The 26,140-nt window shown below is 45.1% G+C and carries 26 protein-coding genes and 1 other RNA gene; 8 read left to right on the top strand and 19 right to left on the bottom strand.

Features of this window, described 5'->3' with window-relative positions; genetic code table 11:
- Positions 1-39 precede the first annotated feature (39 nt).
- From F8R13_RS00720 to rnpB, 13 genes are all read right to left on the bottom strand, one after another.
- The gene (locus F8R13_RS00720) at positions 40-846 is read right to left on the bottom strand and encodes an SDR family NAD(P)-dependent oxidoreductase (protein WP_152831308.1); all 807 of its coding nucleotides are present in this window, start codon (positions 844-846) and stop codon (positions 40-42) included.
- Between the two features lie 60 nt (positions 847-906).
- Complete coding sequence (gene murG / locus F8R13_RS00715) at positions 907-1,956, bottom strand: undecaprenyldiphospho-muramoylpentapeptide beta-N-acetylglucosaminyltransferase (RefSeq protein WP_152831306.1); 1,050 nt, start codon at positions 1,954-1,956, stop codon at positions 907-909.
- Positions 1,953-3,128 (bottom strand): putative lipid II flippase FtsW, encoded by a 1,176-nt coding sequence (ftsW, locus tag F8R13_RS00710; protein ID WP_152831303.1) that lies wholly within the window; start codon positions 3,126-3,128, stop codon positions 1,953-1,955. The genes murG and ftsW overlap by 4 nt, the downstream gene beginning before the upstream one ends.
- Positions 3,129-3,156: 28 nt before the next feature.
- Complete coding sequence (murD, locus tag F8R13_RS00705) at positions 3,157-4,521, bottom strand: UDP-N-acetylmuramoyl-L-alanine--D-glutamate ligase (RefSeq protein WP_371414864.1); 1,365 nt, start codon at positions 4,519-4,521, stop codon at positions 3,157-3,159.
- A gap of 46 nt (positions 4,522-4,567) precedes the next feature.
- Positions 4,568-5,653, bottom strand: coding sequence for a phospho-N-acetylmuramoyl-pentapeptide-transferase (gene mraY, locus F8R13_RS00700; RefSeq protein WP_152831301.1), 1,086 nt, complete (start codon positions 5,651-5,653; stop codon positions 4,568-4,570).
- A 9-nt stretch (positions 5,654-5,662) separates the two neighbouring features.
- Entirely contained in the window at positions 5,663-7,081 is a 1,419-nt protein-coding gene (gene murF, locus F8R13_RS00695) for a UDP-N-acetylmuramoyl-tripeptide--D-alanyl-D-alanine ligase (RefSeq protein ID WP_152831298.1), read from the bottom strand.
- Positions 7,078-8,727, bottom strand: a complete 1,650-nt coding sequence (locus F8R13_RS00690; RefSeq protein ID WP_152831295.1) for a UDP-N-acetylmuramoyl-L-alanyl-D-glutamate--2,6-diaminopimelate ligase — start codon at positions 8,725-8,727, stop codon at positions 7,078-7,080. Before F8R13_RS00690 ends, murF begins: the two co-directional genes overlap by 4 nt.
- Complete coding sequence (locus tag F8R13_RS00685) at positions 8,724-10,616, bottom strand: penicillin-binding protein 2 (protein ID WP_152831293.1); 1,893 nt, start codon at positions 10,614-10,616, stop codon at positions 8,724-8,726. Before F8R13_RS00685 ends, F8R13_RS00690 begins: the two co-directional genes overlap by 4 nt.
- Positions 10,609-10,989, bottom strand: coding sequence for a cell division protein FtsL (gene ftsL / locus F8R13_RS00680; protein ID WP_152831291.1), 381 nt, complete (start codon positions 10,987-10,989; stop codon positions 10,609-10,611). Before ftsL ends, F8R13_RS00685 begins: the two co-directional genes overlap by 8 nt.
- 44 nt (positions 10,990-11,033) lie before the next feature.
- Positions 11,034-12,203 carry a cell division protein FtsZ gene (gene ftsZ / locus F8R13_RS00675; RefSeq protein ID WP_152831289.1) on the bottom strand — a complete coding sequence of 390 codons (1,170 nt, stop codon included), beginning with the start codon at positions 12,201-12,203 and terminating at the stop codon, positions 11,034-11,036.
- A gap of 76 nt (positions 12,204-12,279) precedes the next feature.
- On the bottom strand, positions 12,280-13,218 hold the full coding sequence (gene rsmH, locus F8R13_RS00670; RefSeq protein WP_152831287.1) for a 16S rRNA (cytosine(1402)-N(4))-methyltransferase RsmH: 939 nt from the start codon (positions 13,216-13,218) through the stop codon (positions 12,280-12,282).
- Complete coding sequence (mraZ, locus tag F8R13_RS00665) at positions 13,218-13,676, bottom strand: division/cell wall cluster transcriptional repressor MraZ (protein ID WP_029907942.1); 459 nt, start codon at positions 13,674-13,676, stop codon at positions 13,218-13,220. Before mraZ ends, rsmH begins: the two co-directional genes overlap by 1 nt.
- A 422-nt stretch (positions 13,677-14,098) precedes the next feature.
- Positions 14,099-14,463: RNase P RNA component class A (gene rnpB, locus F8R13_RS00660), an RNA gene on the bottom strand.
- 146 nt (positions 14,464-14,609) lie between these two features.
- Between rnpB and F8R13_RS11700 the strand changes: the two genes are divergently transcribed.
- Positions 14,610-14,738, top strand: coding sequence for a hypothetical protein (locus F8R13_RS11700; protein ID WP_256370027.1), 129 nt, complete (start codon positions 14,610-14,612; stop codon positions 14,736-14,738).
- A 9-nt stretch (positions 14,739-14,747) separates the two neighbouring features.
- Here F8R13_RS11700 and yaaA read toward each other — a convergent pair whose 3' ends face one another.
- The 5 genes from yaaA to F8R13_RS00640 form a co-directional block, all read right to left on the bottom strand.
- Entirely contained in the window at positions 14,748-15,524 is a 777-nt protein-coding gene (gene yaaA / locus F8R13_RS00655; protein ID WP_152831285.1) for a peroxide stress protein YaaA, read from the bottom strand.
- A 132-nt stretch (positions 15,525-15,656) separates the two neighbouring features.
- A complete protein-coding gene (locus F8R13_RS11420) occupies positions 15,657-15,830 on the bottom strand; it encodes a hypothetical protein (protein WP_172967662.1) in 174 nt (57 codons plus the stop codon).
- A gap of 139 nt (positions 15,831-15,969) precedes the next feature.
- Positions 15,970-16,230, bottom strand: coding sequence for a hypothetical protein (locus tag F8R13_RS00650; RefSeq protein ID WP_152831283.1), 261 nt, complete (start codon positions 16,228-16,230; stop codon positions 15,970-15,972).
- A complete protein-coding gene (gene murU, locus F8R13_RS00645) occupies positions 16,227-16,931 on the bottom strand; it encodes an N-acetylmuramate alpha-1-phosphate uridylyltransferase MurU (RefSeq protein WP_253806285.1) in 705 nt (234 codons plus the stop codon). The genes F8R13_RS00650 and murU overlap by 4 nt, the downstream gene beginning before the upstream one ends.
- A 48-nt stretch (positions 16,932-16,979) precedes the next feature.
- The gene (locus F8R13_RS00640; protein WP_152831280.1) at positions 16,980-18,020 is read right to left on the bottom strand and encodes an aminoglycoside phosphotransferase family protein; all 1,041 of its coding nucleotides are present in this window, start codon (positions 18,018-18,020) and stop codon (positions 16,980-16,982) included.
- Between the two features lie 75 nt (positions 18,021-18,095).
- On the opposite strand from F8R13_RS00640, the gene F8R13_RS00635 reads away from it, so the two are divergent.
- From F8R13_RS00635 to F8R13_RS00610, 6 genes are read left to right on the top strand one after another with little or no spacing between them, the layout of a single operon-like run.
- Positions 18,096-20,498 carry an LPS-assembly protein LptD gene (locus F8R13_RS00635; RefSeq protein ID WP_152831278.1) on the top strand — a complete coding sequence of 801 codons (2,403 nt, stop codon included), beginning with the start codon at positions 18,096-18,098 and terminating at the stop codon, positions 20,496-20,498.
- Position 20,499: 1 nt separating this feature from the next.
- Complete coding sequence (locus F8R13_RS00630; protein ID WP_152831276.1) at positions 20,500-21,852, top strand: peptidylprolyl isomerase; 1,353 nt, start codon at positions 20,500-20,502, stop codon at positions 21,850-21,852.
- A complete protein-coding gene (gene pdxA, locus F8R13_RS00625; RefSeq protein ID WP_152831274.1) occupies positions 21,852-22,850 on the top strand; it encodes a 4-hydroxythreonine-4-phosphate dehydrogenase PdxA in 999 nt (332 codons plus the stop codon). The genes F8R13_RS00630 and pdxA overlap by 1 nt, the downstream gene beginning before the upstream one ends.
- A complete protein-coding gene (gene rsmA / locus F8R13_RS00620; RefSeq protein WP_152831272.1) occupies positions 22,847-23,668 on the top strand; it encodes a 16S rRNA (adenine(1518)-N(6)/adenine(1519)-N(6))-dimethyltransferase RsmA in 822 nt (273 codons plus the stop codon). The genes pdxA and rsmA overlap by 4 nt, the downstream gene beginning before the upstream one ends.
- A gap of 3 nt (positions 23,669-23,671) precedes the next feature.
- Complete coding sequence (locus F8R13_RS00615; protein ID WP_152831270.1) at positions 23,672-24,505, top strand: symmetrical bis(5'-nucleosyl)-tetraphosphatase; 834 nt, start codon at positions 23,672-23,674, stop codon at positions 24,503-24,505.
- A gap of 14 nt (positions 24,506-24,519) precedes the next feature.
- The gene (locus tag F8R13_RS00610; RefSeq protein WP_152831268.1) at positions 24,520-25,092 is read left to right on the top strand and encodes a hypothetical protein; all 573 of its coding nucleotides are present in this window, start codon (positions 24,520-24,522) and stop codon (positions 25,090-25,092) included.
- Between the two features lies 1 nt (position 25,093).
- Here the strand turns inward: F8R13_RS00610 and F8R13_RS00605 are convergent, their stop codons facing one another.
- Positions 25,094-25,396, bottom strand: coding sequence for a BolA family transcriptional regulator (locus F8R13_RS00605; protein WP_152832060.1), 303 nt, complete (start codon positions 25,394-25,396; stop codon positions 25,094-25,096).
- 101 nt (positions 25,397-25,497) lie between these two features.
- On the opposite strand from F8R13_RS00605, the gene F8R13_RS00600 reads away from it, so the two are divergent.
- Positions 25,498-26,031, top strand: a complete 534-nt coding sequence (locus F8R13_RS00600) for a DsrE family protein (protein WP_253806283.1) — start codon at positions 25,498-25,500, stop codon at positions 26,029-26,031.
- The last annotated feature ends 109 nt before the right edge of the window (positions 26,032-26,140 follow it).

The raw sequence follows: 26,140 nt of genomic DNA, 5'->3' as shown, positions 1-26,140 counted from the left end.
GACATTTCGAACATAGCAAAAAAAATGCCAAACGTTTCGTCAAGCATCTCTACGAGGATAATTTCCTCTAGCAATCAGCCCACCATCCAAGGTTAATACACTGCCAGTCATCCAGCTTGTTGCGTCAGACAAAAGGTATGCTGTCGCCATCCCCATATCCTCAACCGTACCATAGCGCCCGGCAGGCATGGCGCCCACCCACTTCTTTTCCATAGCCGGTTGATACAACACATCAAAGGTTCTTTCTACCGGTACCACTCCCGGCGCCAAAGAATTGACACGAATACCATACTGACCCCACTCGACTGCATGCACCTTCGTCATCGCATCCAATCCCGCTTTGGAGGACGCATAGGCTGCAAACCACTCGCAAGTCGCTTGCCCATGAATACTGGAGTTATTCACGATCACTCCCGACTGCTCGGCTGAGATACAATGCTTGGCAAACAACGTACTCAAGCGATAGGGCGCTTGAAGGTTGACGGCCAAGGTATAGTCATACGCTTCTGCCTCATCATCCTTCAAACTTAAACTTTTGGTAATAACGCCCGCATTATTGACCAAACCGTCCAACCCGGCAAAAGCTGCCCATGCCTTTTCAAAAAAAGGCTTGATAGATGACAACTGACTAAAGTCGCATTGTACGGTTTCCACTTCAACGCCCGTATCCTTTATTGAATCAAGCGTTCGGGCAAGTCCTTCCGGATTGGCGTGATAATGCAACACCAAGCGGCAGCCAGCATCGGCCAACACTTTTGCCATGCCTGCTCCGATACCACTGGATGCCCCTGTAATTAAAATTCGTTTACCTTTTAAGTCAGGAAAGGCGGGGTTATTTGGTTGCATTGACATCTCCACTCCAGTTCATACTTTTGTCTTGATTATTTAAAGAAGGCTTTATACAGGTTAGGAATTGATCAACAATTCGACTATCTGTTCTTTTGCTTGTTGGGGGGCTTGTGCTCGAATGTGTTCAGAGGCAGCTTTTAACGCGTCGCCTTGCTGCCAAAACTGCAAGCGTTCTACCAAGCCTTCCGGCGTCAAATCGCTTTGCTGAATCACTTCTCCTCCACCAATAGCAGCCAACACTTCTGCATTGGCAGTCTGGTGATCGTCTACCGCAAAAGGAAAAGGCACCATAATAGCGGGTCTTGCGGATGCCATCAGCTCCGACACCGTTAGCGCACCAGAACGGCAAACCACCAAATCTGCATGTTCATAAGCCTCGACCATATCCTCAATAAAAGGCACGACTTTGGCGCTGACACCTGCTGCTTGATAAGCACGCTGTGCTTCTTCAAGCGTTTTGGTACCGGTTTGATGAATCACAACCGGACGTTCCGATTCGGGCAGTAATGCAAGTGCTTGAGGAACCGTTTTATTGAGCGCCAATGCGCCGCGACTTCCCCCTAATACCAATAAATGCAATGGTCGATGCGTGTTGACAGTTGCAATCGCTTCCAAGCCTTCTCTTACAGGGTTTCCTAAGCATACGACCTTGTCACCCTGAAGCTGATTTTGCGGAAAAGCAGTAATGATGTGCTTAGCAAAAGGTGCCAACCAGCGGTTTGTTAACCCCACGATGGCATTTTGTTCATGCAAAGCCAAATCGATCCCAAGGCTTCTTGCTGCCAAGCCACCCGGACCGCACACGAACCCGCCCATTCCGAGAACAATGTCTGGACGAACCTGTTTAATAATGTGCCGGGCTTGAATCCAGGCTCTCAAGACATTTATCGGTGCCTTCAACCATCCCAGCAAACCATTCCCTCTCAATCCTTTGATTCGTATAGGAAAAAAATCTATCTGTGCCTTCTCGACCCACTCTTTTTCCATCCCGCCCAGCGTACCAAGCCAGGCAACTTCAATCCCTTTTTGCTTGAAACTAGCCGCCAACGCCAAACCTGGAAAGACATGTCCGCCCGTTCCACCAGCCATAATCAGTATTCGCTTCATTCAGGCTCCTCCGCTTTATAGTAACGAGTTTCATAATCAACCCGGAACACCAAGGCGATGGCAATGGAAAGTAGCAAGACACTACTTCCCCCATAACTCATAAATGGCAAGGTTAACCCTTTGGTCGGGAACAGCCCTAGATTTACCCCCATGTTGATAATGGCTTGAAGTACAATCCAAATCCCAACGCCATAGGCGATTAAGCCGCCAAATGCCTTGGAGCTTTCAATCGCCTTACGGCCGATGCGGAAACAACGGAACAAAATCCAAAGATAAAGGAAAATCAGGAAACCAACACCAATTAAGCCAAACTCTTCAGCGTAGATGGAAAAAAGGAAATCCGTGTGTGCATCCGGCAAGTACAGCAACTTTTGCACAGATTGACCAATGCCGACACCAAACCACTCACCACGACCACTGGCAATCAACGCTTGGGTTAGCTGATACCCTTTACCAAACGGATCGGACCAAGGGTCAAGGAAGTTTGTCACCCTTGCCATACGATAAGGTGAAGTGATAACCATCGTAACCAAAATGGCGGCCATCGGTAATACGGTCAATACAAAGAAACGCCAAGGCGCACCGGCAATCAATAGCATACCGGTAATTACCACGGCAATAACAAAGGTACTTCCGAAATCCGGCTCAAGCAATAGCAAAATCGCCATCACCCCGAAAGGTATCGCCAGGCGCATGACGGCTTCAAAACTTTCTCTAACCGCATTTGCATGACGATTCAGATAACCCGCCATAAAAATTACAACGGCTAATTTCATAAACTCCGAAACTTGGAAGTTCATAACGATCAACGGCAACCAACGTTTGGAGCCATTGATTTCCCTACCAACACCCAAAACCAACACCAGCAAGACCAAACCGAAAATAAAAATTCGACCGCGGTGTTTTTCCCAAAAAGACAAGGGAACATGCAACACGATATAAGCAGCAAAGACACCCAACCCCATTGCAAATGCCTGGCGTAAGAAATAATGCAGTGTATTGCCAAAACGCTTTTCACTAATGGCAACGGAACTGGAGGATACCATCGTTAAACCGATGACCATCAGAATCAGCAATGCGCCTAGCAGCCAAAAATCAATTGGCCATTGCTTGCTGAGCTCTCGCCAGTCACGCACTCGGTGGAGAGAAAGAGATTCATCAGTTTGCTTCATAAAAATTTCAGTTTTACCTTGAAGGTTGTCATTCAAAAAGTTGCTTCACAAGTTTTTCAAAAACGTCTCCACGCTCCATATAGTTGGCGAACTGGTCGAACGAGGCACAGGCTGGTGAAAACAGCACCACATCGCCTTTTTCTGCCGTTTCTCGAGCAAGGTTAACCGCTTGAGCTAAATCGTCCACCAAATGCATTTTCGCGTCCATAACCTTTGGTATTAACGCGTTGCGGATAATGTCTTTATCTCTACCAAACAAAATAACGCTACGACAGGCATTTTGTACATCTTCCGCCATCAAAGAGAAGTCCGCTTCCTTACCGACCCCACCCGCAATCAAAATCACTTGCCCGCCAGAGTCTTTGGTTTGTTTGGCAAAACTTTTAATTGCTGTTTGAGTTGCACCAACATTGGTGCCTTTTGAATCGTTAATCCATTGAATACCCTCTTCTTCCATCACCAATTGCGTGCGATGCGGCAACCCGGTAAAGGCTGCAAAAACACGTTCATAGTTTTGAGGCGATACATTGAAAGGTCTACACAAAGCCATGGTCGCAAGTGCATTCAACTGATGATGCTCGCCTTTCAATGCCATGCTTTCTACTTTTAACAATGGTGTATGGTTATAGCCTAAACAATCAACGCCATCCTTTTCAATCAACCCATATTGCGTGTCAGCCAAAGGAACTGGTCGACCATCTGTAGCTTGTCGTAAACCAAAATGCAAAGCATGCGATGGATCACTACTTGGGCTATCCGCAAGGTCAAACGGCAATATACTCCATTGCGTGTTGTTGAGAATCGTCATTTTGGCTTGAAGATAGTCTTCCAGTCCTGTGTAACGATCCATATGGTCTTCCGACACGTTGAGCACGGTTGCCGAAGTCGGTTGTAAGGAATAGGTTGTCTCTAATTGAAAACTGGAAAGCTCTAACACAAAGACATCAAAGCCTTGTCCACTTCTTAATAGATCCAGTGCAGGCACACCAATATTGCCGCCCAGACCAACACGATAACCGGCTTCTGCAAGCACCTGTGCCGTTAAGGTTGTCACCGTACTTTTACCATTTGACCCGGTGATTGCCACAACAGGCTTACCGACTGCTCTAGCGAATAATTCAATGTCCCCAATAATCGGAACACCTGCCTGATGAAATACGTCCAACCAAGGTTCTGAAGTAGCGACCCCTGGACTGATAACAACAGCCGAAACTTGACTCACCCACTCTACAGGCAACTGACCGCAGGCAAATTGCACGGATGGAAACTCTATCTGTAGAACAGTCAGGTCAAAGCCTTCTCTGGTATCAAAAGCCAAGCACTCTTCGCCTTGCGACAGCAAATAGTGTAAAACACTTTTTCCAGTAATCCCTAAACCCACGACAAGATGCACAGTTGTTCCCTTTTTTTCTTATTCTTTTTGTTCTTGTTTATTTTTCTTAACGAATCTTCAAACTGGCCAAACCAATCAACACCAAAAAGATGGTGATAATCCAAAAACGCACAATTACTTGCGACTCGTGCCAGCCTTTTTGTTCAAAGTGGTGATGCAGAGGTGCCATCAGGAAAATGCGTTTTCCATTACGCAGCTTGTATGACCCTACTTGCAAAATCACAGATAAGGTTTCCGCAACAAAAATCCCACCCATGATGAATAAAACCAACTCTTGCTTCACGGCAACAGCAACGACCCCTAGCGCGGCACCGATAGACAAAGACCCAACGTCTCCCATAAACACTTGCGCCGGGTGTGCATTGAACCAAAGAAAGCCTAATCCCGCGCCCGCCAAAGCTGCACAGAAGATGGTCAATTCCTCCACGCCAGGAATATACGGAATCGTCAGATAAGCCGAAAAGTACAAATGCCCTGTCATGTAAGCAAACACACCCAAAGCGGCTGAAACCATTACTGTCGGCATAATCGCCAAGCCATCCAACCCATCCGTCAGGTTAACCGCGTTAGAGGTTCCGACAATAACAAAATAAGACAACACCACCGTCCAAGCACCTAGGTGGATAAACGTATCTTTCATGTAAGGAATCAATAACTCATGTTCGGTAGGAACTTGTGCCATTGCAAACAAGCTGTAGGCGGCAATTAACCCGATAATGGATTGCCATAGATATTTGGTGCGTGAACGCATGCCTTTTGGGTCTTTGTAAGCGACTTTTTTATAGTCGTCGATAAACCCAATCACTCCAAATGCCAGCATGGTCAGCGTCACAATCAGCAAATAGTGGTTTGTCAAATCTCCCCATAACAAAACCGAAATCGTCACAGAGAACAAAATCATCACGCCGCCCATGGTCGGAGTACCCGTTTTCACCAAATGGCTTTCAGGCCCATCCAAACGAACGCTTTGCCCAACTTTCAAGCGAATCAGCCAACGGATAACCCTGGGGCCGATGATAAATGATAGTACCAGTGCCGTCAGCACACTCATGATGGTGCGCATGGTAATGTATTTAAAAACACCGAAACCGGAGATGTAGTGTGCTAGAAATTCGGTTAAATAAATTAACATAAGCCTATCCTAAGTATTCTGTGGTTTTAAATGGTTAGTAAAGTGTTCTGAAATGCCTTGGGCAACGGTTTCCATTCTGCTGGATCGAGACCCTTTCACCAGACAATGATTCAGGCCGTCTTTCTCTATCAATTCAATTGCCTTATTCGTTAATGCCTGATGAGACTCAAACCAAAAAGCGCCCTCACCAAAAGCGTCGATCATCGACTTTGCCGCTTCGCCGTAAATCAATAGATAAGACACACCCAATGACTTTGCATAACTTGCCACTTCTGCATGAGCGGAAGCTGAAGTTTCACCGATCTCTGCCATAGCGCCCAAACAAGCTAGACTTTTACCGGAGAGCGCAACAAGGGTTCTTAAGGCAGCTTTCACCGAATCTGGATTAGCATTATAGCTGTCGTCAATCAAAATACCATTTGGTAACGATACTTTTTGCAAACGTCCCGAAACCCCGCCAAAATCTGCCAGGTTGGGGGTCAAGGTTTCCAATTTGAATCCGCACGCCATGGCTCCTGTTAAGGCTGCACAGGCATTCATCGCATTATGTTCTCCCAGCATAGGGGCGACAACATGGGATGTTCCTTGATGGATTACCTTATCCGCGGTGGAAATCACATCAAACTCAATCACATCAGACGATTGTTCAAACTGCTCGTAATGCACATCAGCAACAGCAGTCGAGCCAAACGTCAGTACGGAGAGTGCTCGCTCTCGGCATATGTCTTGCCAAACATCAAAACCGGGTGAATCCGTATTCAACACGGCAACCCCAACTTTATCCTGCAACCCCGACAATATTTCAGCTTTGGTATGAATCACACCGTCCAGAGAGCCAAAACCTTCCAGGTGCACTCCGGCTGCCAGCGTAATTATGGCAATATCTGGCTTTGCCAGTTGGGTTAAATATTCAATTTCTTTGTGATGGTTCGCGCCCATTTCTACCACTGCGAACTCATGCTCTGCCGTCAGCTGCAATAAAGTTCGTGGCACACCGAAGTCATTATTAAGGTTTCCTTGTGTCGCCAGCACTTTAGCTTGCTTTGACAACAAATGTTGAATCATATTCTTGCAGGTGGTTTTTCCATTACTCCCGGTCACGGCTATCAATTTTTTCAGCGGCATCTGCTTACGGTGCCAAGCGGCAAACTGGCCTAATGCAATACGCGTGTCATCGACTAAAACAACCGGCACAGAAGCCTCAACAGGCTCGGATGCCAATACTACAGAGGCACCTTGCGCAACCGCTTGAGATACAAACGCATGACCATCGAAATTTGCTCCTTTAACGGCGATGTACAAGCCGGATTCCGACATCTCTCGACTGTCGGTGGAGACAAAATCGAAGCCGACAGCCTCTTTGTCTGCAAACTGAGCACTTAGCTCTCCGCCTGTTGCCACAATCAAATCGTTAAGTGTCCATTTCATAAATCGATTTTCCCTGTGTCGGTTGTTCTCATATCCACTGCACTCACCGCTTCCTGCTTAATTTCTCTCAAGGTTAAATCCGCTAAAACAGCATCACTCATGAAAAACCGCTGCCCTTGGATCTCCTGATAATTCTCATGTCCTTTCCCGGCAATCATCACAATATCACAGGGTTCCGCATGTCTAATCGCGTATTCCACTGCTTGCGCTCTATCATGGATAATTTGTGCTGCCGATGCCTTTGACATCCCCTTGATGATATCAGCCACAATGTCTTCCGGTGCTTCATTACGAGGATTGTCATCCGTAATAATGACAAAGTCAGCGAGCTTTTCCGCAACCTCCCCCATCAATGGACGTTTGCCTTTATCTCTGTCACCACCACAACCAAAAACCAACCATAACTTGCCTTGTTTCTGCTCGTCATCCCCGCTTGATGCAAAGTGTTGTTGTACAGCGTGCAGTGCCGATGCCAGCGCATCAGGGGTGTGAGCATAATCAATCAAAATCAATGGATGTTCGTGAACTTTTTCCATGCGCCCACTCACAGGCGTTAAAGCATGAACGCCCGCCTCAATCTCTGAAAGCGGCAACCCGCAACCATAAGCGACAGTAACGGTGCATAGGAGGTTTTCTGCATTAAAGGCACCCATCAACCCCGCGTTAAATGTGAGCTCGGAATGCCCCAATGATTCATTTTCCTTAAATAAGGAAAGCGATATTACACCTTCCATGCCAGCCGGAACAAAACTCAGTTCCTTGAAGGAAACACATGAGAACATCGCATCACTTTCCGATTTCAGATCAGACTTGGCCAACTCGCAAAAGGAGTCATTCAATGCATAACCGAACACAACCTCTCCGACACTCTGGGCAAGTGTTTCCATAATGGACTTACCTAGCGAATCTCCTAAATTCAATACTCTAAATTTGGCCGGATACTCCAAAAACAATTTGGCCTTTGTTTCACGATAAGCCTCTTCAGTCTCGTGAAAGTCCAAATGATCTCTAGTCACCTGCGTCAAAGCCAAGCCTTCGAAACGTATATTTTGGATTCTACCTAACGCGATAGCATGTGAAGAAACTTCCATCACCACATACTCAACCCCCAACCTGGCAAATTCTTCGAGTTTTCGATTCAGGGAAACCACCTCCAAAGTGGTATTTGCAGAGGGAATCAATTGTCCTAAAACACCATTACCCAGTGTTCCCAGAACCCCCACTGAATGCTGCTGACTTAGAAGCTGGGCAATGTAATGTGCTGTAGAAGTCTTACCGTTTGTGCCCGTTATACCAATCACTTTCACCCGTTGACTCGGTCTTTGGTAGAACCAATCCGCCAAGCCTGACAACTGCTCCACCAAATCATTCACTAGAAATATGGGGACATCCGTGCTTTCGATATGTTCTGGCAAATGATTTGTCAGAATACAAACGGCACCGCGCTCTATCGCTTGGTCCATATACTCTATGCCGTGACATCGACTTCCCGGCTGTGCGATAAACACACTGTTTTCGGTTATTTCAGAAGAACTGGTGTATAAATGTGACAACTGACGCATCAGCACCAGTGACTCGCTAGCCGCCATTTTCTGCTGCTGTAGATCTATCGCCAGAAACTCGATCATTTCATGCAAACTCTTCATCGCTCCCCCTTCACCAAACCGTGCCCTTCTAGACTCTCCTGCGTTTCATCAGGTGGCACGTTCTTGATTCTAAGAACATCTTGCATCACTTCTTTGAAAATGGGCGCAGCAACTAACCCCCCATAATAAACCCCTCTACTTGGTTCATTAACAACGGTTGCCATAATGTATTTTGGGTCGGAGGCCGGAACCAAACCAACAAATACCGAGAAATATTCGTTCTGATGATACCCACCGGCTTTGGTTTTATGAACCGTTCCTGTCTTACCGGCCACCTTATATCCAGGAATTCTGGCCTTTGGGGCTGTTCCATCAGGGGAAACAACGGTTTGCATCATTTTCAGAACTTCGTCCGCACTTTTAGCAGAAATCACTCGGTGTACTTCTGTGGCAGAGTAGCTTGTGTCCAGATTAATATCTTTTTCATTTGAATTTTTGCCGGATACATTTTGAGAAACCGCTGCTCTACGTTCCGCGACTTGTTTTGGCGTCAACTTGATTAAAGAAACAGGTTCTAACACACCGTGATTGGCAAAAATCGTATAGGCACGCGCAAGCTGTAATAAATTGATGTTAAAACCATAACCGAAAGAAGCCGACGCTTGATCTATTTTTTGCCATTCAACGGGCGACTTCATATAGCCCAAAGACTCCCCAGGCATGAAAATACCCAAGTCCTGACCAAAACCGACGTTGTTTAGCATCTGCCACTCTTGATCTGGCGTCATTTTAAACGCAACCTTACTGGCACCGATATTACTCGATTTTTCGATAATGCCCTGCGGTGTCAACTTGCCATGATCTCTGGTATCGGTAATTCGTTGCCCTTGAATCCACATTGCTCCCGGAGAAGTATCAATCACCGTATCAAGATTAATCAACCCTAAATCAAGTGCTCTGGAAATAATAAAGGGTTTGGTTGGCGACCCAGGTTCAAACACATCGGTTACAACCCGGTTTCTTAAACGGCTACCCTGCAATTGACTACGGTTATTCGGGTTAAAGCTTGGAATGGTCGCCATCCCAAGAATTTCCCCGGTCTTTGCGTCCAAAATAACGGACTGAACTGACTTCGCCTGATGGCGTATGTAAGCTTTTTTCAAAGCATGATAAAGGAAGAACTGAATGTCCTTATCAATACTTAAGGTAATGTCATGACCGGGTTTGGCAGGCACTAGATCCTTAACGAAATCGACCACTCTTCCTGCTCGATCTTTAATGACCTCTTTCTTGCCTGGGTGACCTGTCAGCCATTTGTCATAGGCTTTTTCAATGCCGGAAATCCCTTTATCATCGATATTGGTAAAACCAACGACATGACCTAGTATTTCTCCTGCCGGGTAATAACGCTTATATTGGTTTTGCACAAAAACACCTGGCACATCTAGCGCTTCAATCTTTTTGGCAACCGGTGGCAATACACTGCGTTTGATGTACAGGAAACGTTTATCCTTTTTCTCAAGAAGAGTCGCTGTGATATTTTTTTCATCCAGCCCGAGCAACTTCAACATTTGATGATAGCTTTTAACATCCGCTGCAACTTGAGTTTGCTGTTGTTGTAATTCCTTCGCAGACAGGTTTTCTGCCGCTGCCGCTTGTTGCTGTTGAGCTGGATCAAGGTAGTAGCTTAGGATTTTAGGATCTACCCAGATGGAATCAATAGGCGTGCTGAGCGCGAGTAGATTACCATTTCGGTCATAGATTTCACCTCTTGGGGCAGGTATCGTCATTGCACGTATTTGACGCTTATTACCTTCTTCTTGCAAAAAATGAGATTGAATAATTTGGACATCGATAGCTTTTGCGAAAACCGCGATGAACAACAAAAAAATCAAACCGTAAACAACTGAATCACGATGAATTCGTCGATATTGATTAACGCTATTCATCACCCTCTCCTTTTGAGACAGTACCACTTTGCGTAGCAGACTTCGCAACCGGATTTAAAAAGATGGTTTGAATATTGTTGTGTTCAGGTGTTTTGTCGATGGTCATATGGAGTTGAGTAACGGCGATTTCTTCCACTCTTGCTAGAGCAGTCAGATGGTGTAACTCAAGGGTAAGTTTGCCAAACTCTTGATGCAAATCCACTTCCTTTTGAAGTGCTTTCGCATAATGTGTTTCAAGATGTCTTACTTGATGTTGGACTTGTACGATAAGAATTAAAAGAAAACAAATAAAGCCCAACAGCAGAAGTGCAATAGTTCTTGGCCAGCTAAAAAGCTTTAGCTGACTTGAACTGGGGAGAGATTGCATCATCATGCTGCTGGACTCATCGACCGAAAGGAACCCTTTCAGTCTAAGGGTTAGTCAGCTTGACGACGTAGAAACGCTGGGATATCTAGATAGTTAGAATTAGATTCCACACTAGCGGTTACACCACCGTTTACCACCATTTTCGGTCTAACGACTTCTGGCTTCTTCTCTACTTCTTCAATCACTTGCTGCTTTTCTTCAGCTTTGTTTGCCTCTACTGCTTGCAGGTTAGGCTTAACCATTTCTGGACGCTGTGCACTTGAGGTAATATCACTCAGGCCGGTTGCAACAACCGTTACACGAATCTCATCCGTCATAGTTTCATCAATAGAGGTTCCAATAATCACTTTAGCGTCTTCAGAAGCAACTTGGTCGATAACCTCACCCACTTCATTGAACTCACCTAGCGTAAAGTCCAAACCTGAAGTGATGTTTACCAACAGCCCTTTTGCACCTGATACCGAGATATCTTCCAACAATGGGTTTGCAATGGCTTTTTCTGCTGCTTTGATTGCACGATCTTCACCTGTTGCATGACCAACACCCATCATGGCAACACCACGCTCAGTCATCACTGTGCGTAAATCTTCAAAGTCAACGTTGATCATTCCAGGACGAGTTACTAACTCTGAAATCCCTTGAACCGCACCGTGAAGCACTTCGTTTGCATAATCAAAAGCCTTAGCAAGAACGAAATCCTTACCCAGTACTTTTAATAGTTTGTCATTTGGCACTGTGATTAGAGAATCAACATGTTCAGCCAATCTTTCAATACCGGCTTCTGCAATTTTATGGCGTCGTTCAAAACCAAATGGCTTACTCACCACACCAACTGTCAAAATACCCATTTCTCTTGCCGCTTGCGCAACAACCGGAGCAGATCCTGTTCCAGTACCACCACCCATACCGGCAGTAATAAAGACCATGTCAGCACCTTTCAATGCTTCTTTGACCTGTTCGATATTTTCTTTTGCCGCTTCCATCCCTTTTTCAGGGTTGGCACCAGCACCTAAACCGTTTGAACCAAGTTGGATACAAGTACCAACACTTGAGTTTTTCAGTGCCTGCACGTCCGTATTGGCGCAAACAAAATCCACACCTTCTACTTGTGAGCGCACCATATAATCGACAGCATTACCGCCGCCACCGCCAAGGCCGATAACCTTGATTTTTGGCATACCAGCATCTTCTGGAATGGTTTCTTGCAGATTAAACTTCATGTGATTCTCCCCTTAATAAGCACACGTTAAAAAACTTTGTCCAACTTGTCCTTGCAATTTCACAAATGAAATTACATTAAATTTTTTGCGCTATTCTCAATACCGCGCTGCGCGAGCGTGGATTTTCACGACATTCTTTATCTGAAGGAAAAATAGGCTTACCTACTTTTTTCAACACTGGCTCCACAACTTCCAACTGTATAGGAGAGTCTGGGAACAAGTCCTTCATCTGAGACTGATCGCGAATAAACTGTTTTACAATTCTGTCTTCCAGTGAGTGAAAACTGATGATGGATAATCGCCCGCCCGAACCCAAAACTTGAACAGCGGCCTCCAACACATTTTTCAGCACATCCAACTCACGATTCACCGCAATTCTGATTGCTTGAAACGTACGCGTGGCAGGATGTTTGTTTTTTTCTGTCTTTGGAGAGGCTCTTTTGACTAGCTCAGCCAAATCAAGCGTGGTCTCCAACTTTCCAGCCTGCACAGCTTCTTTTATATTTCTCGCAATTCGACCTGAAAACTTCTCTTCGCCGTACTGCCTTAAAACTTGCGCCAAGGTCTTTTCATCCACCTCAGCCAACCACTCTTTCGCCGACAATCCTTCTTCAGGGTTCATGCGCATATCCAAAGGGCCTTCACGCATAAAACTGAAACCGCGACTCGCATCATCCAACTGGGGTGACGAAACACCCAAATCGATCAACACCCCATCAACCTTTCCAGTCCAACCCCTTGAATCACAGTACTCTTTCAACTGCTCAAAACTGCCGTACTGTATTCCGAAATTACTCTCTACAAAGTGCTGCTTTGCAAACTCTATCGCTTCCGGGTCCTGGTCAATCGCCATCAAGTGTCCACTCGACAAATGACTCAATATTTCTCTACTGTGACCACCCCGACCAAAGGTGCAATCGACATAAATACCATCCGGTTTGATTGCCAACCCTTCTACCGATTCTTTCAACATCACCGAATAATGCGTAAATTCGGCACTTGTAGTTTCAGTCATTACAGGCTCAACGTTGAAAGCGCATCGGACACCTGACCGGTCGAAGCGGTATCCAACATATCTGGTCTCGATGCATCCCATGCCTCTTGAGACCAGAGTTCAAATTTATTTCCTTGTCCAAGCAAGATCACATTCTTGTCCAACTTTGCGTGTTCCCTCAACATACTTGGAAGCAAAATACGGCCTTGGGAATCCATCTCCATTTCAGACGCATGCCCAAGCAATAGTCGCTGAACCAATCTTGCTTGTGGATCCATGTTTGGAAGCGACATCAATTTACGCTCAATCACTTCCCATTCATCCATGGTGTAGATCAGCAGGCACGGGCTATTTAAATCAATGGTTGCCACCAATTGACTTTCGCTCGCTTCTTCAATCGACTCGCGATACTTCTTGGGAATGGCAAGCCGCCCCTTCGTATCCATGTTGATTGAGTTTATGCCTCTGAAAAACAACATTATGTTTCCACTTTACACCACATTTCTCCACTTGACGCCACTATATGCAACTTCATCACCACTGTCAAGCCGTGCAAATAGGATTTTTATAGATTTTTCCTAAGCAGACCAATAACTTAGCGTCATCAAGCGGGTAAAAAATGAAAAAATGTATAAAAAATTTTATATTTAAACTCAATAACTTAAAAAACATACATACAACAAAGCATTAGGTAGGCACAACAAGAGATTGAAGAGATTAAACTTTTAGTTCAAGACAGGACAAAGTACACATATAGTGTCAGACATAAAACTTGGCACAATATATGGTACTTTCAGTTCTGGTTTAAAAAATAGTGGGGAGAAGTGGGGATTTTTTCAAAAAAATTCAATTTTTGGAGAAAAGTGGGTTTCTGATAAACCGACCTCAGAATGAGGTAAAAATAAAAAGTGGATCGATAAGCCGGGTTCTGTACCATTGCTGGCGACAATCATTCATCTAGGTGAAGCATCACTACTTCACTCGAGCAACCTACCCGAAAATAAGGTGCGAGCCACACCCTGTACCGAAGTACGTATTTTCCTATTTGGTCTTGCACCGAATGGGGTTTGCCATGCCTCAAACTGTTACCAGTTGAGCGGTGCGCTCTTACCGCACCCTTTCACCCTTACCCTCGGAAAACCGAAGGCGGTCTACTCTCTGCTGCACTTTCCGTCGACTCACGCCGCCCAGCCGTTAACTGGCATTCTGCTCTATGGTGCCCGGACTTTCCTCAAGAACATGCCTTGCGATTGCCTGATCCACTTCGCGGCAACTATACAGAAGTCCTCTCGAAAAGTCTAAAGATAAAACCGGTTTTATTCTCTGGCATTTATCTCAAGATAAATAAGTCTGATTAGATTCCGAAAATGTCGTCTGATAAAGTTCGTAGACATGAAAAAGAGAATAAAGACATGAACGCACATTCAGCTAAAAAACAACCCGCAAGGCAAGCACGCCCTTATATGCTATTGATTACATTATCGACCCTAGCGATTCTTGGCGTGCTTTCTATGTACAAAATGGGCAACCCCATTCTTTGAGAAACCTAATTAATCTTCTTGGCGACGCGTAAACACCCAATCTGTTTCATTCGATAAATCTGGGGCAAAACGGTAGCCTTCATCATCAAAGTGCTTTAAATCTTCTACCTGCTCTATTTGCTCTACCGCGGCATAACGCACCATCAACCCTCTCGCTTTTTTTGCATAGAAACTGATCATTTTATACTGGCCGTTTTTCCAATCTTTGAACTGAGGCGTGATAACGGTTGCGTTGATTTTCTTTGGGTTTACCGCTTTAAAATACTCATTTGACGCCAAATTCACTAATACCTTGCCGGTCGACGCATCAAGATGATTATTCACCCAATCCGTCAAACGCTCACCCCAAAACTGATAGAGGTTTTTGCCTCGTGTATTTTCAAGACCGGTACCCATTTCCAAACGGTAAGGCAAAATCGTATCCATGGGGCGGACAATACCATACAGCCCGGACAGAATCCCCAGATGCTTTTGCAGGTAAGCCACTTGCTTTTCATCCATGCTTCGAATATCCAGCCCCTGATAGACGTCACCTTTAAATAAAAACGCCGCAGGGCGTGCATGTTCTGACGGCATAGGCAATTGCCAATCCTGAAAACGCTGATAGTTCAACTCCGACAACTTATCACTCAACCCCATCAAACCCGCAATATCCACTGGGCCGTATTCTTTCAACTGCTTTATAAGAATCTGAGATTCATCGAGAAAGTCCGATTGCGTTTCTTTAATATTCAATGAAACCGGCGATTCATCCAAAGATTTGGCCGGGGAAATTACAAACAACATTCTCAACGTCTCCTTTCACTGCATACAAAAATCATATTAGTATTTTAAGCGGATGAATTTATTTATGACATAAAAAAAGAGCTAGGCAAATGCACTAGCTCTTTTTTCAATCAGATTGAGTTGCCTAAAAACTTAGCAATCTCCGTCTGTATCCTTATCAGGGTTGTAAGCTTTTGCCGGAGCCGCTGCTGGTGCAGAAGCCGCTGGTGCAGCCGCAGCTTTATCAGCAGACTTGTCGCTACCACCTGAACATGCTGTCAAACCTAAAGCCATCATCATTGCTAGTAAAAGACCAGTTAATCTCATTTTTTATCCTTTCATTCAGATTGATTAAAACTTAAGAAGTCCGCCACATTATTAAACACTAATAATGTGATTGCAACCAAACCCCGAAGTTACTTACAGAGAATTTCTTTATCCGAGGCTATCGTCTTTTTATGATGTTTTAGCTACCGGAAATGCCGTTATCTTCTAAAAAGTGTTTCAACTTGGCAATGTCATCACGGTTGTTCAACTCATGACCGTGGTGAGGCAGGCTCAAGTTGAATTCATTTCCGTTGATCACGATTTTCGCATGATTACTTTCAGATACTGCGATTTCCGCGCCAAAGTGCGTCAATGCTGAAGAAAGCTTTTTCCAATCCAAATTCATCGCCATTGGATGGGCAAATACCTTATCGATCATTGCTTGATGTTTATGACTCATAGTTTCTCCATTTTCATTTTGTTATTTGATTCAAAATCTTGTCTTGTTTTATTTAATCTTTCCAGCGTACCCACATCACTCCAATAGCCTTCATAAAGCTCTGCGGTGACTTTCCGTTCAGCAATGGCTTGCTTCAAGATACCCCCCAATGCTAGCCTTCCAGGCTCCAACCCTTCAAACAATGCCGGGTGCAGTACACTCACCCCTGAAAAGGTATAGATCTTATCCAAAGTAGCCATACCCTGCTCCAAACCAAAGTCGCCTTCGGATTTAAAGTCAGGATTGGGAACCAATATCAGGTGCGCCATTATGCCAGTCGCCAATGTCAACTGAGAGATTTTATCGAAGGAATAATCGGTAAAAACATCCCCATTGACGACGCAAAAAGGTTGCTGTCCATCCGACAACAACGGCAACGCTTGCAAAATGCCTCCCGCCGTTTCCAAACCACCTTCCGGCTCCGCAGAATAGGCGATATTGACACCATAGCGCGAGCCATCTCCCAATGCTGCTTCAATCTTGTCGCCAAGCCAAGCATGATTGATAACAATCTCCTTGACCCCAACCTGGCAGAATTTATGCAAGTGATGCTCAATCAGGGAATAAAACCCCACGGTCACCAAAGGCTTGGGAATGGAATCCGTCAAGGGCCTTAGGCGATTGCCTCTGCCCGCCGCCAAAATCATTGCACGCCTGTTCATCTCTAATTTACCACCAATTTCCGTCTCATCTCGCCATCATGATTACCGTCATGATGCTTTATTGATTTCCATCAATCTCGGCAAAACTTTTTCTGCCGCCCAGTCAACAATAAAGCGCATTTCCGAGTGTTCTCTTCCCACTTCGACAATGTAATCTAGTGTGTTGGGAATATCGGCAAGATAGCCGTCTTTGCCATCGCGGTGATAAAGCCGTGCAAAAATACCGGAGGCCTTCAAATGACGCTGCACCCCCATCAAATCAAACGCCTTCGAAAAACCTTTCCACTCGTCACGAGACAGCAGTCTGATTTCAACCAATCTCAGGAAATACTCACGAATCCATTCTCGAACCTGTTCCGCCGGCCAGCGTACATAACAATCTCTAAACAATGAAACCGCATCATAGGTTAGCGGACCATGAACCGCGTCCTGAAAATCTAAAACCCCCGGATTGCCTTTTGCCAACACCATCAAGTTTCGACTATGGTAATCACGATGCACATAGGTTTTCGGTTGCTGTAGTGCCGACTTAATCAAAACATCCTGCGTATTCTGCCACTCTATTTTTTCAAATTGACTCATCCCCAGCCCGAGATGTTTTTCTCCCAACCAATCACTAAACAATGTCATTTCAGTGGTTAACAGCTGGCTATCATAAGGCTTTAAGTCTTTTGCGTAAGATTCCCCCAAACTGTTCAACTTGATTAATGCGCGCATCGCATCCCGGTATAGATAATCCACGGTCGAATCATTAAGTTTCGACGCATAGGTATCTGCCCCCAAATCTGTCAATAGCAAAAACCCTAACTCAAGGTTCTGCTCAAGCACTTTAGGGACATTCAGGCCCATCGCCGACATATCATGAGAGACTTTGATAAACGGGCGACAATCTTCATGTTCAGGTGGCGCGTCCATAATAATGAACGTCTGACCCTGTCGATAAGTGTCAACATCTTGCGTTAATTGAATACGATAATAGCGCCGAAAACTGGCGTCATTCGATGCCGGTTCCGGCATTGTAAAGACATCTTTATCGAAGGAATTTAGCTGCTCGAGCCAGGTGAGTAATTTTTGAAAACGTTCCGTCATGCAAATCTTTGGTCGTACTGAGAGTAATCTCGGTTAGAATAAGGGTTTAATTCATAATTCACGATTTTTAATTGGATGTCAATTCATCTTCGTTTTCTTCTACGAATAGGGTCATTTTTTTTTACGCTAAGTTTTGCATTTGGCTTGTGGGGAATCCTGTCTTCTGCGTACGCAAATGAAACCGTTCAGCAAACGAAAATTAAAACCGAAACCACCTCTTCTGCTAGCTGCGAAACGCTACTTTCCGAGCAAGAGTCTTGCAAACCTGACTGGATTGCAACACCTCGCCCCATACCGGGAACCAACATCCAAGACAATGCCTCAGCCGATGAATTGATCCAAACTTCGCCCGATGACTATAAACTACTCGGGCACGTTGTCATAGAGCGACCTGGCAGTATTTTGATTTCAAATGAAGCATTATTCAATCGCATCAAACAAACCGCTCATGTGTTCGGACAAGTGGAACTTCATCGTAGCGACATTATTTTGACCGGTAGCACTGCCACCTTGAACCAAAGCGACAAAACGGCAACCATCAATGAATCACAATACCAGTTTACCGACACGCGAGCGCATGGTGCAGCAAAAAGCGTAGCCATTGACCAACAAGATCGCCTTGCCAATTTGGATGATGCCAACTTCACCACCTGTAAACTCACGCACTTTTTCTGGCAAGGCAAAACGGCTCAACAGGATAAAAAGTACGATTGGGAGCTGGACTTCAGCCACCTGAAAATCGACGATGCCAAACGTCGCATCTACGGCAAAAACGCCGTCCTATATTTTCAGACCTTGCCGGTTTTTTATACGCCTTACATCAACTTCCCGATGGATAACCGCGCCAGCGGCTTCTTATTCCCTACATTCGGGACACAACAATCCATCAACCAAACTTCTCCAGAGTCCTATTTAGCGATTCCCTACTATTTCAATATCGCACCAAATTACGACGACACCTTGACCGTGATGCAAATGTCGAAACGCGGCACAGTGCTAGGCAACGAATTCCGCTACCTGCAACCCAACCACAGCGCAACCCTAACCACCCATTGGTTACGAGATAACCTCACAGCAAAAGACGGCATTGCTTACCTAGACAGTAGCGGCAACTTACAGCACACCAATCCAGTAACGGATCGTTGGGATGCTCAACTGACGGCCCAGCAACATTGGGCAGAAGGCTTGAACAGCAACATCTCCTGGCGTGAAGTCTCAGATAAAAGCTTCTATGCCGACATTCCGGTTGACACAACACTTGACACCGTCACCACGGCTGAACGACACATTAATCTGACCTATCAAAACCAGAACTTCAACTCCCATATTTCCATGTTGGATTACTTGAGACTGCGAAAAGACGCACCATACAACTATGAGAAAAAGCCTGAAATCGGTATGAGTTACTTCCACAACTTCGATAAAGGCGCGCTAAAGAATGTCAGCACCAACATCATAGCGGAAGCTACCGACTTTCAAGTATCCTCCTCTCTTGCACAAAAACCCGAAGCCAAGCGATCCTATTTATCACCGAGTGTGGATTACACGCTCGTTAAACCCTATGGTCATTTAAAAGCGGAAGTGGTTGCCAACAAAGTTCACTACACAATGACAAACAATGGCTACAACACCACCGGCTCCGATGAACACGACATCACCGTACCGCAATATGCACTTAACGGGGGGCTCACATTCGAACGTAACTTCAGCTTCGGTTCAAATGACTTTATTCAAACGCTTGAACCCCAAGTTCAATACTTGTATGTGCCCTACCAAAACCAAAGCAACATTCCCGTATTCGACACCGCCGTTCAAAGTTTGGATTTCAGTAATCTGTTTTCCTATAACCGTTTTTCGGGTTATGACCGAATCGGTGATACCAACCAAGTCTCTACTGCTTTAACCACACGTTTCCTGACAGCAGACGGAACGCCTCTGGCCCAAGCAGGCATCGGTCAAATTTTTTATCTGGATGACCGCAAGGTGCAACTGACTGGCACCAGTGTTGATACCAGCCGCATATCCGACTACTATCTAAACCTCGGACTTACCCTCGGAAAATTTAGCTTTGCTTCAACCAGCCAATATTCGCACCACAATTACGAGTTGACGAATGCTAACAACCGTATGAAACTTGATCTCACCCCTAGGTTTAAATTTTTACTGACCAATACGGTTGTGAATAACAATCAGCCCGGGGAGCAGGAAAATGTTGCGACAGGGTTTAACTGGCGCATCAACGACAAATGGACCTTGGGAAGTTATTGGAATTATGACTTCACTGCAAAACGACAAACCGAACTCAATTCGGCGATTCGATACGACAGCTGTTGCTGGGCAAGTGAGCTGTCAGTTAAAGAAGCACAATTGGCAAATGGCTTGTATAATTACAGCGTCCAGTACATGATTGAACTCAAAGGTCTCAGTTCCGTCGGAACACCTTTTTCAAAATACTTAACCAACAAACTAGATTTCTAATATGACACTATCAAACACTTGGCGACATTCTCTGCTTGTCTTAGTCTTGGCATCAACCGCACTCCTCCCCATTTCCTCATTTGCTGAGCCGGAAAAGGGACAATTGCTTGACCGTATCGTAGCCACGGTCAACGACGATATCATTCTGAAAAGTGAACTGGATCGTCAAGTTGCCGAAACCGAAAAGGATCTTGCTGCCCGTAATGTCCATATTGCCGACTTAGATCAACTGAAACGCAAAGTGCTGGATAAGATGATCATGGACAAACTGCAAATGCAACGAATCAAATCTCGCGGCATACAGGTTCAAGACGAAGAAGTACTGGCACAAGTTGAAGACATCGCCAAGCGCAACAATCTAACGGTTTTAGAACTGAGAGATCGCCTGAACCTGTCTGAGCCTGACGGATTCCAGCATTTTCGTGAACGCATCCGTCAACAGATGCTATTCCAAAAGCTTAGACAAGTTGAGGTACTGGACCAAACACAAGTCACTGAAGACGAAATCAACAACTATCTTCAACGTCAGAGTTTGATACAGAATAATTACGAGTACCACATCGGCCATATCATGGTGAATCTGCCGGATTCCGCTACCCCGGCACAGCGTGATGATGCCAAAAAGAAAGCCGAAACCATTCTAAAAAAACTTGAAGACGGTGAAGACTTTAGCCAGGTAGCCGTTCGCTACTCGGAAGGCACCAAAGCATTGAACGGTGGTGACTTGGGATGGCTGACCACAGATCAGATTCCGACCTTCTTTACCAGCATTGTAGAATCACTTAAGGTGGGGCAATTAAGCGGCATTATCAGAAGCCCAATCGGATATCACATCATCAAACTGCTTGGAAAACGAGACAAAGGAAGCAAACTGATAGAGCAATATCACTTGTACCGCTTTATCTTGCTATCCGACAATGCACAAAAACAAGCTGCACCACCAAAAGCGTTGGTTGAACTGGCAAATAACATCAAATCCCTTGAAGACTTCAAGAAGTTGAATAAGCAGTACTCAGACATTCCTGCTTCCGTGAATGCTCATGGTAATTTGGGCTGGCAAACCATCCAGCAAATGCCATTGCAATATGCCAAAGCCATTGCCGGCGTAAAACCAAAACATGCTGCAATTCCGTTTGCCACCGAACAGGGGTGGATTATTTTGTACCTTGATGACAAACGCCAACAAGACTTGAATGCCGCCAACAAACGCAAACAGGCAATGGAAACACTGCGATTGAAAAAAGCCAACGAAGCTTATGAAATCTGGCTGCGCCGTTTGAAAGATGACGCTATTATCGACATCAATCTCGGCAAACAAAATGATCTTGATAATGAGAAGGCGGACATCAATTAATGTCTGACTTCAAACGCATTGTCATCACCTCAGGAGAACCTGCTGGCATTGGTCCCGAACAAATCGTTCAACTAGTGCAGTCCGGCTTAAACTTCGATCAAAATGTCGAATGCGTTGTCATCGGCAACAAAACTTTATTGGAAGACAGAGCCAAACAAATCGGGCTGCCCATCAATATTGAGCACTTCGACTTCAACCAACCTGCCAGTAAAAATCTGCCAGGTTGGGTCAGACTCATCGATATTCCATTGGCAGAACCCTCTGTGGCTGGACAGCTCAATGTCAAGAACGCCGACTATGTTTTGCAAATGCTGGGCACCGCGATTCAGGGCTGCATGAGCCATGACTTTGACGCCATGGTCACAGGCCCTATCCACAAAGGTATTATCAATGAAGCTGGCTTGAAATTTACCGGTCATACTGAACTTCTGGCAGAAGCATCCAATACAGAACAAGTGGTCATGATGCTTGCCACACCACAACTGCGCGTGCCTTTGGTGACGACACACCTGCCGCTACGCGAAGTACCTGACGCCATTACGCCGGAACTGTTGGAAAGTGTTATCCGCATCCTGCATAACGCTTTGAAAAACCAGTTTGGGATTGAGCAGCCTAAAATTTTCATCATGGGCCTAAACCCGCATGCTGGAGAAGATGGACACCTTGGCACTGAAGAAATTACCGTGATTAACCCTGTTATCAAAAAGCTTCACCAGGAAGGCATGGATTTAATCGGCAGCTTGCCTGCTGATACCATTTTCAGCCCGAGCAACCTCGAAGCTGCCGATGCTTTTCTTGCCATGTATCATGATCAAGGATTACCTGTTTTGAAAACGCTTGGCTTTGGCAAAGCCGTAAATGTGACGCTGGGGCTACCCTTTGTGCGCACTTCAGTTGACCACGGAACCGCTTTAGGTATCGCCGGCACAGGGAAAGCAGACATCAACAGCTTTCAATACGCGATTCAGGTTGCGCTTGAGATGACAGGAAAGCCATGAGAGAAAAGCACACCAAATCTTCAGGCCATCAGCACAAGAAACGTTTCGGCCAGAACTTTCTAAACAACCCTAAAATTATCGACCAGATTGTCGCGGCAATCCGTCCTCAACCTGAACAACATTTGGTGGAAATCGGCCCAGGTGAAGCTGCATTGACAGAGCCATTGCTTCAAGTCGTGAGAAAACTGGACATTATCGAAATTGACAATGATCTTATTGGTCCGCTGACCAAGCGATTCGGCGATAGGAATGCATTCAATCTCCACCACCATGATGCCTTGACCTTTGATTACGCAACTCTGGTTGAAAATGAAGAAAACCCAACGGCGGCATTGAGAATTGTCGGCAACCTTCCCTATAATATTTCCAGTCCACTTCTGTTCCATTTATTGGAATACTCGTCTTTAATTGAAGACATGCATTTCATGTTGCAGAAAGAAGTGGTTGAACGCATGACAGCGAGCCCTGGCGTCAAAACCTACGGGCGACTCAGCGTAATGATGCAATATGCTTGTCAGGCGGAATATTTATTCACCGTTGGTCCAGAAAATTTCACCCCACCTCCCAAAGTGGATTCAGCCATCGTTAGGCTAATCCCCTACCGTTCAAAACCTTTTCAGGCGACAGACGACAAAACCTTTGCGGAGCTGGTGAAACAAGCTTTCTCACAGAAGCGTAAAACGCTACGCAACAATTTGAAAGGTTGGTTAACGGCAGAGCAAATCGAAGCGTGTGGCATTACTCCTTCAGACAGAGCGGAGAGCGTCGACATTGAAGGGTTTGTAAAACTGGCAAATTTTTATCGGGAGACTTTATAAAGCATGGCAACCTACGTTATAGGAGACCTACAAGGCTGTTATGATGATCTAATGCGCTTACTGGACAAAATCGAATACGATTCCGGTAACGATGAGCTATGGTTTGCCGGCGATATCGTTAATCGAGGCCCAAAATCACTGGAATGCTTAAGGTTTGTCAAAGAACTTGGCGACTCAGGAAAAATGGTACTGGGTAATCATGACTTTCACCTGCTTGCCGCCTATGCTGGATTGGACAAATATCGCGCCAAGACCGATACCCTACAACCCATTCTGAAAGCGGATGATGTCGACGAACTTGTCAGCTGGTTGAGACATCAGCCTCTGATGGTAGAACACCCAACCCATCCTGTAGTAATGGTGCATGCAGGCATCCCCCCTCAATGGACTATCGAGCAAGCAAAAGGCTATGCAAAAGAAGTGGAAGCCGTCATTCAGGCAGATGATTGGAAGCAAAGCCTAAGGCACCACCTATTCGGCAGCGAACCGAATGAGTGGAGCGACAAGCTGAAAGGCTGGGATCGTATCCGATATATTTTAAATGCACTGGTAAGAATGCGCTATTGCGATAAAAACGGTAAACTGGATTTCAAAAGCAAGATGGCACCGTCAGACAAGACTCGCAAAGCGAAATATCAGCCTTGGTTTACCATTGATGAACGTAAAAACCTCGACAAGCAGATTTTTTTCGGGCACTGGTCGACACTTGGCGCAATCGATGCTTATGAAATACATTCAACAGATACCGGTTGTCTATGGGGTGGAGAACTCACCGCTTATTGTCTGGAAACTGACAAGCGACATACCGTATGCTGCGCGGAAAATTATCGTAAATAACCAGCGAATTACTCATGGCAGAGCAACTAGACGAAACAGCCCAAATTGAAGATGAAGTCTTTCCTTTAAAGCCAACTGCAGAAGAAATGCTTGAACGCCTGCACAATGTTGATCTAGGCGATTTGGACTTGAAACAATTGATGGAAGAAGCAAAAGGCAACCAAGCTTGGCTTTTTGTCATGACAATGCCTGTCAGTGCCTTATTTTTGGTGATCGTTACCCTACTTGGTACTTTTTTAACAGGTTACTTCATTGCCAGCTTTATCATCGGCGCAACTTTCATATTCATTATTGGACAAATGCTAGATCAATACGAGCGAAAGTTTAAAAGCCTAGCACGCATAGAAGCTATGAAACGTATTGAAGCCTTTGAAGGCGAATATGGCCTACTGCCACACTTCAACGACTTTTTGCCTACAAAATATCGTCATTTATGGCAAACCGTCCGTAGAAAAAACTTCGTCTATATTGAGCAGTACGTCGCCGCAATGAAACTTTTGCAAAACAAGCTGGACCGCGAAAAGTTCATTTATATTTGGCGACTAAAACATCCTGAAACCGATCCTAACTACGAACAAGAAGAGTAATTTATTTTCCACCGCCTCGACAAAGCGGTGAGTCTGCAACCTGTGGTGATTCCAACCACTCTTTCGGTGAAAACGTGTGCAATGCTAGTGCATGAAACTTTGGCATTTCTTCCGCTAAAACCTTATATACAGCTTGATGCCGTTTCACTTTCGACAAGCCTTCAAACTCATCCGCTACCAATGTCATTTTAAAGTGAGATTCTGTTACTGGGCCCGAGTGCATATGGCTCTCATTTTCCATATTTAAATAATTAACTTGAAACGCACTTTCTATTTTTGTCTCTATAACACTCTGTAAACTCATTTTTTTCTCAATCATAATTTGGAATAATTCGCTATATAATAGCGTTTAAACTTAAAGCAATACACTTGAAATTTTTCATCAAACCTCATAAAGGACTTGATATGAAACACATCGCCAGCACTCGATTTTTCAGATTCAATCTGTTTTCTTTGGTTCTGCTGCTAATGATTCCTCTATCTGGCTACGCAGAAATGACCAATCCAGCCAACCATACCCTAAAGGTTTTTCCTGAGCTTCAAACCCCTCCTAGCGATCGTTTCCCTGGCGATCCGCCGGAGCATAAAGCGGTTTATATGTGGAACAAATCCGATCCGGATTATCAGACACATATCCTAAACTCTATCCAAGCCATGATTACTGAATTTGGAGACAATGTTGCCATTGCTGTCGTCGCCATCGGACCCGGTATTCATGTTTTAGCCAAACATCCACAGCGTAAAGTGCCACCAGAAATCTACGCTCGCGTCAAAAGTCTTGCAAAAGACTACCACGTGCGCTGGATTGCTTGTGGCAACACGATGAAAACCATTGGTTGGACAGATAAAGATATTCGACCTTTTGCTGAATACGCACAGGTTGGTGCAGCTGCGCTTATGGCTCTTCAAGAGCACGGCTATAAGCTATTGGTTTGGTAACCCAAGCCAATCTGAAAAGGAGCTAAACAGGCTCCTTTCTTGTTTTTATAGACCTAATGAGCTTTCACAAACCTAACTTATCGTTTTAGCGTAATCTGTTAGAATAACT

The organism is Hydrogenovibrio sp. JE_KL2 (assembly GCF_009296185.1).
Classification (GTDB): Bacteria; Pseudomonadota; Gammaproteobacteria; order Thiomicrospirales; family Thiomicrospiraceae; genus Hydrogenovibrio.
The sequence above is the reverse complement of the archived record's forward strand: the minus strand, read 5'-3'. Positions and strand labels throughout refer to the sequence as shown.

Coding starts and splice junctions, on each gene's coding strand:
- F8R13_RS00630 (WP_152831276.1), top strand. CDS start 20,500: ATGACACTATCAAACACTTGGCGACATTCTCTGCTTGTCTTAGTCTTG.
- murG (WP_152831306.1), bottom strand. CDS start 1,956: ATGAAGCGAATACTGATTATGGCTGGTGGAACGGGCGGACATGTCTTT.
- ftsL (WP_152831291.1), bottom strand. CDS start 10,989: ATGATGATGCAATCTCTCCCCAGTTCAAGTCAGCTAAAGCTTTTTAGC.
- murU (WP_253806285.1), bottom strand. CDS start 16,931: ATGAACAGGCGTGCAATGATTTTGGCGGCGGGCAGAGGCAATCGCCTA.
- F8R13_RS00685 (WP_152831293.1), bottom strand. CDS start 10,616: ATGAATAGCGTTAATCAATATCGACGAATTCATCGTGATTCAGTTGTT.
- yaaA (WP_152831285.1), bottom strand. CDS start 15,524: ATGTTGTTTGTAATTTCCCCGGCCAAATCTTTGGATGAATCGCCGGTT.
- F8R13_RS00615 (WP_152831270.1), top strand. CDS start 23,672: ATGGCAACCTACGTTATAGGAGACCTACAAGGCTGTTATGATGATCTA.
- F8R13_RS00610 (WP_152831268.1), top strand. CDS start 24,520: ATGGCAGAGCAACTAGACGAAACAGCCCAAATTGAAGATGAAGTCTTT.
- pdxA (WP_152831274.1), top strand. CDS start 21,852: ATGTCTGACTTCAAACGCATTGTCATCACCTCAGGAGAACCTGCTGGC.
- F8R13_RS11420 (WP_172967662.1), bottom strand. CDS start 15,830: ATGAGATTAACTGGTCTTTTACTAGCAATGATGATGGCTTTAGGTTTG.
- ftsZ (WP_152831289.1), bottom strand. CDS start 12,203: ATGAAGTTTAATCTGCAAGAAACCATTCCAGAAGATGCTGGTATGCCA.
- F8R13_RS11700 (WP_256370027.1), top strand. CDS start 14,610: ATGAACGCACATTCAGCTAAAAAACAACCCGCAAGGCAAGCACGCCCT.
- F8R13_RS00720 (WP_152831308.1), bottom strand. CDS start 846: ATGCAACCAAATAACCCCGCCTTTCCTGACTTAAAAGGTAAACGAATT.
- ftsW (WP_152831303.1), bottom strand. CDS start 3,128: ATGAAGCAAACTGATGAATCTCTTTCTCTCCACCGAGTGCGTGACTGG.
- rsmH (WP_152831287.1), bottom strand. CDS start 13,218: ATGACTGAAACTACAAGTGCCGAATTTACGCATTATTCGGTGATGTTG.
- murF (WP_152831298.1), bottom strand. CDS start 7,081: ATGAAATGGACACTTAACGATTTGATTGTGGCAACAGGCGGAGAGCTA.
- mraZ (WP_029907942.1), bottom strand. CDS start 13,676: ATGTTGTTTTTCAGAGGCATAAACTCAATCAACATGGATACGAAGGGG.
- F8R13_RS00650 (WP_152831283.1), bottom strand. CDS start 16,230: ATGAGTCATAAACATCAAGCAATGATCGATAAGGTATTTGCCCATCCA.
- mraY (WP_152831301.1), bottom strand. CDS start 5,653: ATGTTAATTTATTTAACCGAATTTCTAGCACACTACATCTCCGGTTTC.
- F8R13_RS00600 (WP_253806283.1), top strand. CDS start 25,498: ATGAAACACATCGCCAGCACTCGATTTTTCAGATTCAATCTGTTTTCT.
- F8R13_RS00635 (WP_152831278.1), top strand. CDS start 18,096: ATGTCAATTCATCTTCGTTTTCTTCTACGAATAGGGTCATTTTTTTTT.
- rsmA (WP_152831272.1), top strand. CDS start 22,847: ATGAGAGAAAAGCACACCAAATCTTCAGGCCATCAGCACAAGAAACGT.
- F8R13_RS00605 (WP_152832060.1), bottom strand. CDS start 25,396: ATGAGTTTACAGAGTGTTATAGAGACAAAAATAGAAAGTGCGTTTCAA.
- F8R13_RS00690 (WP_152831295.1), bottom strand. CDS start 8,727: ATGAAGAGTTTGCATGAAATGATCGAGTTTCTGGCGATAGATCTACAG.
- F8R13_RS00640 (WP_152831280.1), bottom strand. CDS start 18,020: ATGACGGAACGTTTTCAAAAATTACTCACCTGGCTCGAGCAGCTAAAT.